The following is a 9073-nucleotide window of genomic DNA, read 5'->3' as shown; positions in this document are numbered from 1 at the left end:
CGCAAGGTCATACGGCGCGCTGCATAGCCATGAGACAACGTTCACGGGCGGCTCGCGTGCGCGCGGTGTTAAAAGGGGCCCCCTCCTCTACCGGAGGCGTTAAGAGGGGGCCCCTCCTTTCAGGCGCCGCGCAGGGTGGCGCCGAAGCGCTCGGCGGCGACAGCGACCGCCGCGTCGCGCGCCGCCACCGCCTCCTCGCCCGCGAGGGTCCGGTCCGGGGCGCGGAACGTCAGCTTGTACGCCAGCGACTTGCGCCCCTCGCCGAGTTGCTCGGAGGTGTAGACGTCGAACAGGCGGACGTCCTCCAGCAGCGCGCCCGCGCCCTCGACCAGCGCCGCCCGCACCTCGGCGGCCGGCACCGCGTCGTCCACCACGAGCGCCACGTCGATCAGCGCCGGCGGGAACGTGGAGATGGTCGGGCCGGCCACCAGGGGGGCGGCGGGCAGCGCGTCCAGGTCCAGCTCCATGGCGCTGGTACGCCGGGGCAGCTCCAGCGCGGCCAGCACGGCCGGGTGCAGCTCACCGGCGTGGCCGACGACCACGTCGTCCACCACCAGTTCGGCGCAGCGGCCCGGGTGCCAGGGCGCGCGCTCCCCGGCCCGTACCGTCACCCGGTCGGCGGGGATCCCGGCGGCGTCGAGCACGGCCCGGCCCGCCTCGATCGCGTCGGCCCAGCCGGCCGCGCGGCCCGCGCCCCACCAGCCGGCCGGCTCGATCTCACCGGTCAGCGCCACCGCGACGTGCCGCGGCTGGGCAGGTACCACCGCGTCGGCGGCGGCGAACTCCTCGTCGGTGGGCCGCCGGTCCACGCCCATCGCGGGCGGGGCGCCGGCGCCGGGACGCGGGTGGAAGACGGTGCCGATCTCGTAGATCGCCACGTCCCGCTGACCCCGGCCGACGTTGCGCCTGACGATGCCGAGCAGCGGGCCGAGCAGCGTGGTGCGCAGCAGCGGCTCCTCCTCCGACAGCGGGTTCGCCAGGCGTACCGCGGGTCGGCGGGGGTCGTCGGCGGGCAGGCCGAGCTGGTCGACCAGTTCCGGCGCGACGAACGGCTGCGCCAGCACCTCGACGTAGCCGCGCTCGGCGAGGGAGCGGGCGACGGCCCGGCGACGCTGCTGCTGCCAGGTCAGGCCCCGGCCGGGCGGCGCGGTGGGCAGCACCGACGGCACGCGGTCGTAGCCGTCGAGGCGTACCACCTCCTCCACCAGGTCGGCCGGGTCGGTCAGGTCGGGCCGCCAGCTCGGCGGCGTCACGGTCAGGACCTCACCCGCGCCGGAGCCGACCCCGGCCGTGCCCGGGTCCTCGGCGAGCCGGTCCGCGCCGCGCGTGACGGTGCAGCCGACCTGCTCCAGCAGCTCCACCACGCGGTCCGGCGAGTAGGACACGCCGACCCGCCGCGACGGCAGGTCCACCGGCAGCGTCACCGGCGTGCGCGGCGCGACGTGGTCGATGTCGAGCACCTCGTCGCCGGCCGTGCCGCCGGCCAGGTCGGTGAGCAGCCGGACCGCCTTCTCCAGCGCGACCAGCGGCAGCGCCGGGTCGACGCCCCGCTCCCACCGCTTCGCCGCCTCGCTGAACAGCTTGTGCCGCCGCGCGGTACGGCCGACCGTCGCCGGATCCCAGTGCGCCGCCTCGAACAGCACGTTCGTGGTGGAGGCGAGCACCTCGCTGGTCTCACCGCCCATCACCGCCGCCAGCGAGATCGGACCCGTGTCGTCGCAGATCACCAGGTCCTCGGCGGACAGCGTCCGGCTCACCCCGTCCAGCGTGGTCAGCTTCTCCCCCGCCTCGGCGCGGCGCACCACGAGCGGCCCGGCGATCCGGTCCGCGTCGAAGGCGTGCATCGGCTGGCCGAGTTCGAGCATCAGGTAGTTGGTGATGTCGACCGCGAGCGAGATGCTGCGCACGCCGGCCACGGTGAGCCGCTGCCGCATCCAGCCCGGCGTCTCCACGGTCGGGTCGACGCCGCGCACCATCCGCGCCGCGAACCGGTCGCAGCCGACCGGGTCACGGACCTCCACCGGGTACGCGGGCTCGGCGGTCGCGCCGGGCGCTGGCGCGTCGGCCGGGTCGCGGAACGGCACGCCGAGCGCGTGCGACAGCTCCCGGGCGATGCCGCGCACGCTCAGCGCGTACCCGCGGTCCGGGGTGATCTCCATCTCGACCACGACGTCGTCCAGGCCGACGACGGGCCGGGCGTCGTCGCCGGGCTGGGCCTTGACGTCCTCGGGCAGCACGACGATGCCCGAGTGGTCGTCGCCCAGTCCCAGCTCCTGGGCCGAGCAGATCATGCCGTGGGAGTTGCGCCCGTACGTCTTGCGCGCGCCGATCGCGAACCCGCCGGGCAGCACGCCGCCGGGGAGGATCACCACGACCTTGTCGCCCTGGGCGAAGTTGCGCGCCCCGCAGACGATCTCCTGCGGCTCGCCGGTGCCGTTCGCGGCGCCGACGTCGACCCGGCAGAAGCGGATCGGCTTCTTGAAGCCGGTCAGCTCCTCGATCTCCAGTACCTCGCCGACGACCAGCGGGCCGGTGACGGACTCGCGCAGGTCCACCACGGACTCGACCTCGATGCCGAGGTCGACCAGCGCCTGCTCCAGGTCGCCGGTGGGCAGGTCGGCCGGCAGGTCGACGTACTCGCGCAGCCAACTGACAGAAACTCGCATGACTGTTAAACCACCGTTCCCGTAGCTCAGGCGCCGAACGCGCGGGTGAACCGCACGTCGCCCTCGGCCATGTCCCGCATGTCGCTGACGCCGTGCCGGACCATCACGGTCCGGTCGATGCCCATGCCGAACGCGAATCCGGAGTAGACCTCCGGGTCAATGCCGCAGGCGCGCAGCACCCGCGGGTTGACCATGCCGCAGCCGCCCCACTCGACCCACTGCGGACCGTCCCGGTGCTCCGGGAACCAGACGTCGAACTCCGCCGACGGCTCGGTGAACGGGAAGTAGTGCGGCCGCCAGCGGGTCTTCGCGCCCTCGCCGAACATGGCCCGGGCGAAGTGGTCGAGCGTGCCGCGCAGGTGCGCCATGGTGATGCCCTTGTCCACCACGAGGCCCTCGACCTGGTGGAAGACCGGCGCGTGGGTGGCGTCCAGCTCGTCGGTGCGGTAGACCCGGCCGGGCACCACCACGTAGATGGGCGGCTTGCGGCTGAGCATGGTGCGCGCCTGCACCGGCGACGTGTGGGTGCGCAGCACCAGGCCCGAGCCCTCGGGTGCGATGTGGAACGTGTCCATCAGGCCGCGCGCCGGGTGGTCGGCCGGGATGTTCAGCGCGTCGAAGTTGGTCCACTCCAGCTCGACCTCGGGACCCTCGGCCACCTCGTAGCCCATGCCGATGAACAGGTCACTGATCTGCTCCATCAGCACGCTCAGCGGGTGGCGGGCGCCACGCGGCCGGCGGTCGTACGGCAGGGTCACGTCGACCCGCTCCTCGACCAGCACCCGCTCGGCCTGCTCGCGCTCCAGGATCTCCTGCCGGGCGGCGTACGCGCTCTCGATGGCGCGGCGGGCCTCGTTGACCCGCTTGCCGGCGTCGGCCTTCGCGGCCGGCGGCAGCGCGCCGATCTCCCGGCGCGCGAGCGACACCGGGGACCGGTCGCCGAGGTGCGCGGGGCGCAGCGCGGTGAGCGCGTCCGGGTCGGTGGCGTCGGCGAACGCCTTCTCGGCGTCGGCCACTGCTCCGGCCAGGGCGTCCGGGTCGAGCAGGGCGACCTGCTTCGGGTCGTACGGATCGTTGCGGTAGCTCATGGTGAACGGGCACTCCCTCACGGCGGCGCCGACCCTCACGGGTGGCTAGGCGAGTCTACGGACGCGCGGCTTCGCCGCAGCCCGCCGGTGGGGAGTCGTGCAGGGGGAAGGGTCAGGCCCGCCGCCCGCCGACACCGGCGGGCTGGCTAAACGAACGCCGTGGCGCGTTCATGACGAGGCGGACTCCCCTGCTGTCTCTCGCGTGCCCCGGGGGACACGCAGTGCTCTGGCGGAAGAATACAGGCAGACAGCGGCAGCCGCAGCCAGGTTCAGGCTCTCCGCGCGCCCGTGCAGCGGCACCCGGACCCGGGCGTCGGCGGCGGCGGTCAGCTCCTCGGGCAGGCCGTGCGCCTCCGATCCGAACAGCCACGCTGTCGGCGCGGCCAGCCTTCCGGCGTCGGCGAGGTCGTCCAGGTCGCTGTCGCCGTACCCGGTGGTGGCGAAGATCTTCAGGCCAGCGGCCCGCAGCGCCTCGACGGCCGCGAGCGGGTCGGCGGCGCGCACCACGTCGACGTGGAAGAGGCTGCCGGCGGAGGCCCGCACGCATTTGCCGTTGTAGGGGTCGACCGCCTCGCCAGCGAAGATCACCGCGCCCGCCCCGGCCGCGTCGGCGGTGCGCAGCACGGTGCCGGCGTTGCCCGGGTCGCGGATCCCGGCGAGCACCGCGACCAGTCGCGGTCCGCGCGCCACGGCCTGCGCCAGGGGCACGTCGAGGTGCCGGCACACCGCCACCAGGCCCTGCGGGGCGACGGTCTCGGCGAGCGCGGCCAGCGCGTCGTCGGTCACCTCGGAGACGGGCACGTCGGCCCGGGCGGCCGCGGCGGCGAGGTCGGCGTACCTGTCGAGCGCCGCCGGGGTGCCGAACAGCTCGACCACGGTGCCGGCGCGGGCCAGCGCCTCCCGGACCGCCTGCGGCCCCTCGGCCAGGAACCGGCCGGCCTGGTCGCGGTCGCGCCGGCGGTGCAGCCGGCGGGCCGCCACGACCCTGGGGGTACGCGGGGTGAACGGTCCGGGAACGGCGTCGAGACGCCTCCCCTGCGAATGTGACTGCATGGGAGACGCCTCGATCTGCCGTACGGGGTGGGTCAGGCGGCCTGAGCCGCGGCGCCACCGGTGCCCTCGGCCGCCACGGCGGCGCGGGCCAGCTCGACGATCGCCGCGAACGAGGCGGCGTCGTTGACGGCCATGTCGGCCAGGATCTTCCGGTCGACCTCGATGCCGGCCAGGCGCAGGCCCTGGATCAGCCGGTTGTAGGTCAGGCCGTTGGCCCGGGCGCCGGCGTTGATCCGCTGGATCCAGAGCTGCCGGAAGTCGCCCTTGCGGTCGCGACGGTCCCGGTAGGAGTACTGCATCGAGTGCAGCACCTGCTCCTTGGCCTTGCGGTACAGCCGGGAGCGCTGACCGCGGTAACCGCTCGCGGTCTCCAGCAGGGTACGACGCTTCTTCTGGGCGTTCACAGCCCGCTTGACGCGTGCCATCTCAACTCCTTCTTCGGTTCAGGTGGCTCGCGTCAGCGGCCGAGCAGCTTCTTGATGCGCTTGACGTCGGCCTTGGCCAGCTCGACGGTGCCGGTCAGCCGACGGGTCTGGGTGCTGGGCTTCTTCTCCAGGTTGTGGCGAAGGCCGGCCTGCTGGGCAACGATCTTGCCCTTGCCGGTCACCTTGACCCGCTTGCCCATACCCGTGTGGCTCTTCATCTTCGGCATTGGAACGTCTTCTCCCCTGTTACTGGCCGCTGGTCTCAGCGGTCGTACCGGTCTCGCCGGCTGCTGCGGTGTCGCCGGCCGCCGGGGTCTCGCCGGCCGGAGCGGCCGGTTCCTCCGCGGCCCGGTCGCGCGGTCCACCGCGGGACGCCGTGGCGGCGACCGCGGAGGCCTTGACGGCCCGGTGCGGAGCGAGAACCATGATCATGTTGCGGCCGTCCTGCTTCGGAGCGGCCTCGACGTATCCCAGGTCCGTGATCTCGGACTCGAGTCGGCGCAGGAGCCGGTAACCCAGCTCCGGGCGGCTCTGCTCCCGACCGCGGAACATGATCGTCACCTTGACCTTGTCGCCAGCCTTGAGGAACCGCACCACGTGACCCTTCTTGGTCTCGTAGTCGTGCGGGTCGATCTTCGGCCGGAGCTTCATCTCCTTGATGACGGTCTGCTGCTGGTTACGCCGCGCTTCGCGCGCCTTGAGTGCGCTCTCGTACTTGAACTTGCCGAAGTCCATGAGCTTGCACACCGGCGGGCGCGCCATCGGCGCAACCTCGACCAGGTCCAGGTCGACGTCCGCGGCCAGCTGCAGGGCGCGCTCAAGCGGGACGATGCCCACCTGCTCACCCTCAGGGCCGACCAGTCGGACCTCACGTGCCCGGATCTGCTCGTTCACGCGTGGTTCGACGCTGATGGGGCCTCCTCGAGTCGAGTCTCCTACGGTGCCGACTCCGCGGGCTCCCGGGCGGGAGCCGACCCGGAAAGCAGAAGGCCCCGGCGTATGCCAGGGCCCACTCGACCGGTCGGCACGATCACAGGATCGCGCATCCGGCGCCGGGACGTGCCCGAAACCGGGGACCGGACCCGGCCACCGTGGCGGCGACTCGGGTGGGAGCGGGCGCTCCGCTTCACGACCGCCCGCGCGTCAGGGACGGGGGCAGTCTGGTCGACTCCGCAACACTACACCCTCGGCCCAGGCCCGCCCAAACCGGGCTCGCTGGTCAGCGGGGTGCCGACTGGCCGGCGGACAGCGCCGCCAGGTGCGCCTGGTGCAGCCGGCGCAACGCGCGGACCGCCTCGACCGCGCTCTCCTTGTCGGCGGCCTGCAACGCGACCATCGGGAGCAGGTCGTCGTCGTGCAGCTCCAGGCTGGCCCACGGGGCGCCCCGGTCGAACCGGACCCCGCGGATCACCTCCCACGGCAGCTCGTACGAGCTGAACACGTTGCGCACCCGGACGCCCTTGGCGTCGGCGACCACGCGCGGGCGGGTAAACAGCAGGAAGCCGAGCGCACCGAACACGCCCAGGCCGATCATGGCGAACTGGTCGCCGCGCTGGAACGTGCCGTAGCCGTTGCCGGTGGCGCCGGTCAGCGACGTCGCGACGAGGCTGAACACGACGAACAGCGTGACGGCCGACACCCAGCAGACGACCCGGACGCGGCGGGGTCGCACGGTCACCACGGAATCGCTCACCCGACCAGTCTGCCATCCGGTTCGCGCGCATCTTCGGCCGCCACACGGTCCGGGCCGCGCCGGCGCAGGCTGGTGACCACCACGGCGAGCAGCGTGAGCAGGGCGCCGGCCAGCACCGGCAGCCGCACTCCGGGCCCGCCGGGCAGGACCAGGTCCAGCAGCAGCGCGCCACCGAGCTGCCCGGCCACCAGCGCCAGGCCGGTGCGCAGCACCCCGGCGGCGCGTACGCCGACCAGCAGGGAGAGCACGATGCCGACGCCGAGCAGGCCGCCGACGTAGAGCCACCACTGGCCGGGCCAGCGGGGCTGGCTCGCGAGCGCGCCGGTCAGCGCCGCCACCGCGCCGATCACCACGGTGCTGACCGCGAAGTTGACGGCGAGCCCGGCAGCCGGGCCCACGGTGGCGGCGACCCGGCCGTTGAGCGCGGACTGCGTCGCCACCGCCAGCCCGCCCAGGACGCAGAGCAGCACCAGCCCGACCGCCAGTTCGCCGACCGGGCGGCCGAGCTGGGCGAGCGCGACCGCGCCGACGCCGAGCACCGCCCCGCCGACGCGGGGCACGGTGAGCGGCATCCGCCCGGTCGCGGCCAGCCCGGCCCGGTCCACCGCCAGGCCGCCGAGGCTGCCGCCGGCCACCTGGGCGATGGTGAACACCGCCACCCCGAGCACGGGCACCACCACCGGCGCGACCAGCACGATCACCGCGCCGCCCACCCCGCCCAGGTAGGTCCACCAGGGCAGCCCGGAGCGGCGCAACGCGGCCAGCCCGGCGCGCATCGACGGCAGCGCCACGATCCCGGCCAGCACCAGCAGGCAGCCGCCGAGGTTGTTGACGACCGCGCCGAGGACCGGGGCGCCGGTCCGCTCCCCCATCTCGGCGTTGACCACGCCCTGGGCGGCGGAGGCCACGCCACCGGCCACGACCACCGCGAGCGCGGCCGGGAGCGGCAGCGGCCTCACAGGCGGCAGGCGTGGATGTTGGTGACCAGGATCGCGCGGGCGCCCAGCTCGTACAGCTCGTCCATGATCCGGTGCACGTCGTCGCGGAGCACCATCGCCTGCACCGCGACCCAGCCCTCCCGGTGCAGCGGCGAGACCGTCGGCGACTCGATGCCGGGGGTCAGCGAGCTGGCCCGGTCGAGCAGGCCGGCCGGTACGTCGTAGGCGAGCATCACGTAGCGCCGGGCGACCAGGACGCCGTGCAGCCGGCGCAGCAGCTGCTCGTGCTGGGTGCCGCCGGGCGTGCCGGCGCGGCGGACCAGCACCGCCGAGGAACGCAGCAGCGGCTCGCCGAACACCACCAGGCCGGCCTGGCGCAGCGTCGCGCCGGTCTCCACCACGTCGGCGACCACGTCGGCCACGCCGAGGCGGATGGCGTTCTCCACCGCGCCGTCCAGGCGGATCACGTCGGCCTTGACGCCCAGCTCGGCCAGGTGCCGCTCGACCAGACCCGGGTACGCGGTGGCGATCCGGTGCCCGCCCAGATCCCGGACGTCGTCCACGTCCTGCGGGCGTGCGGCGAACCGGAAGGTGGCCTGGGCGAAGGCGAGGTCCACCACCTCCTCGGCCGGAGCGCCGGAGTCGATCAGCAGGTCCCGCCCGGTGATGCCGACGTCGAGGTCACCGGAGCCGACGTAGGTGGCGATGTCCTTGGGGCGCAGGTAGAAGAACTCGATGTCGTTGGGCTCGTCCCGGCAGACCAGGTCCTTCGGGTCGGTGCGCTGGCGGTAGCCCGCCTCGCGCAGCATCTGGGCCGCCTTCTCGGCCAGGGCGCCCTTGTTGGGTACTGCGACACGCAGCATGGGAGTGCTCCTTCGTTCGATCGGATGATCAGCGGACGGGCACTCACAGATGTCGGTAGACGTCCTTCAGTTCCAGACCGGTCGCGAGCATCAGCACCTGCGCCTGGTAGAGCAGCTGGGAGATCTCCTCGGCGGCCCGCTCCGGGCCCTCGTGCTCGGCGGCCATCCACGACTCGGCCGCCTCCTCGACGACCTTCTTGCCGATGAAGTGCACGCCCTTCGCGAGCGCGTCGACCGTGCCCGAGCCCGGGGTGCCGGCGGCGGCCTTGGCCTGCAGCTCGGCGAACAACTCCTCGAACGTCTTCACGGAAGGCGATTCTTCCAGCCGCTGCTGGTGACGGGCCGGG

General features: G+C 73.7%; 10 protein-coding genes. All 10 read right to left on the bottom strand.

From position 1 onward, the window contains the following. Positions 1-119: 119 nt before the first annotated feature. Positions 120-2666 carry a phenylalanine--tRNA ligase subunit beta gene (gene pheT / locus A8711_RS06200; RefSeq protein ID WP_069087687.1) on the bottom strand — a complete coding sequence of 849 codons (2547 nt, stop codon included), beginning with the start codon at positions 2664-2666 and terminating at the stop codon, positions 120-122. 26 nt (positions 2667-2692) lie between these two features. Beyond that, the gene (gene pheS / locus A8711_RS06195) at positions 2693-3754 is read right to left on the bottom strand and encodes a phenylalanine--tRNA ligase subunit alpha (RefSeq protein WP_043324926.1); all 1062 of its coding nucleotides are present in this window, start codon (positions 3752-3754) and stop codon (positions 2693-2695) included. A gap of 168 nt (positions 3755-3922) precedes the next feature. Then, positions 3923-4807 carry an RNA methyltransferase gene (locus tag A8711_RS06190; RefSeq protein ID WP_069087686.1) on the bottom strand — a complete coding sequence of 295 codons (885 nt, stop codon included), beginning with the start codon at positions 4805-4807 and terminating at the stop codon, positions 3923-3925. 32 nt (positions 4808-4839) lie between these two features. After that, complete coding sequence (gene rplT, locus A8711_RS06185; protein WP_043324928.1) at positions 4840-5232, bottom strand: 50S ribosomal protein L20; 393 nt, start codon at positions 5230-5232, stop codon at positions 4840-4842. 32 nt (positions 5233-5264) lie between these two features. Beyond that, positions 5265-5459 carry a 50S ribosomal protein L35 gene (rpmI, locus tag A8711_RS06180; RefSeq protein ID WP_026267805.1) on the bottom strand — a complete coding sequence of 65 codons (195 nt, stop codon included), beginning with the start codon at positions 5457-5459 and terminating at the stop codon, positions 5265-5267. 19 nt (positions 5460-5478) lie between these two features. Then, complete coding sequence (gene infC, locus A8711_RS06175) at positions 5479-6126, bottom strand: translation initiation factor IF-3 (protein WP_043324929.1); 648 nt, start codon at positions 6124-6126, stop codon at positions 5479-5481. Between the two features lie 325 nt (positions 6127-6451). Continuing rightward, the gene (locus A8711_RS06170) at positions 6452-6925 is read right to left on the bottom strand and encodes a PH domain-containing protein (RefSeq protein WP_030502474.1); all 474 of its coding nucleotides are present in this window, start codon (positions 6923-6925) and stop codon (positions 6452-6454) included. After that, positions 6922-7884, bottom strand: a complete 963-nt coding sequence (locus tag A8711_RS06165) for a DMT family transporter (RefSeq protein ID WP_069087685.1) — start codon at positions 7882-7884, stop codon at positions 6922-6924. The genes A8711_RS06170 and A8711_RS06165 overlap by 4 nt, the downstream gene beginning before the upstream one ends. Further along, positions 7881-8726: an ATP phosphoribosyltransferase gene (gene hisG / locus A8711_RS06160; RefSeq protein WP_043324931.1), complete on the bottom strand. Its 846-nt coding sequence runs from the start codon at positions 8724-8726 to the stop codon at positions 7881-7883. The genes A8711_RS06165 and hisG overlap by 4 nt, the downstream gene beginning before the upstream one ends. A gap of 43 nt (positions 8727-8769) precedes the next feature. Next, positions 8770-9051: a phosphoribosyl-ATP diphosphatase gene (locus tag A8711_RS06155; protein ID WP_197494977.1), complete on the bottom strand. Its 282-nt coding sequence runs from the start codon at positions 9049-9051 to the stop codon at positions 8770-8772. Positions 9052-9073 lie beyond the last annotated feature (22 nt).

Source organism: Micromonospora sp. II, from assembly GCF_001709195.1.
In the GTDB taxonomy this organism is placed as follows: domain Bacteria; phylum Actinomycetota; class Actinomycetes; order Mycobacteriales; family Micromonosporaceae; genus Micromonospora; species Micromonospora chalcea.
The sequence above is the reverse complement of the archived record's forward strand: the minus strand, read 5'-3'. Positions and strand labels throughout refer to the sequence as shown.

What these genes read in the sequence shown, in the direction of transcription:
- pheT (WP_069087687.1), bottom strand. Translation starts at nt 2,666, where the DNA reads ATGCGAGTTTCTGTCAGTTGGCTGCGCGAGTACGTCGACCTGCCGGCC.
- pheS (WP_043324926.1), bottom strand. Translation starts at nt 3,754, where the DNA reads ATGAGCTACCGCAACGATCCGTACGACCCGAAGCAGGTCGCCCTGCTC.
- A8711_RS06190 (WP_069087686.1), bottom strand. Translation starts at nt 4,807, where the DNA reads ATGCAGTCACATTCGCAGGGGAGGCGTCTCGACGCCGTTCCCGGACCG.
- rplT (WP_043324928.1), bottom strand. Translation starts at nt 5,232, where the DNA reads ATGGCACGCGTCAAGCGGGCTGTGAACGCCCAGAAGAAGCGTCGTACC.
- rpmI (WP_026267805.1), bottom strand. Translation starts at nt 5,459, where the DNA reads ATGCCGAAGATGAAGAGCCACACGGGTATGGGCAAGCGGGTCAAGGTG.
- hisG (WP_043324931.1), bottom strand. Translation starts at nt 8,726, where the DNA reads ATGCTGCGTGTCGCAGTACCCAACAAGGGCGCCCTGGCCGAGAAGGCG.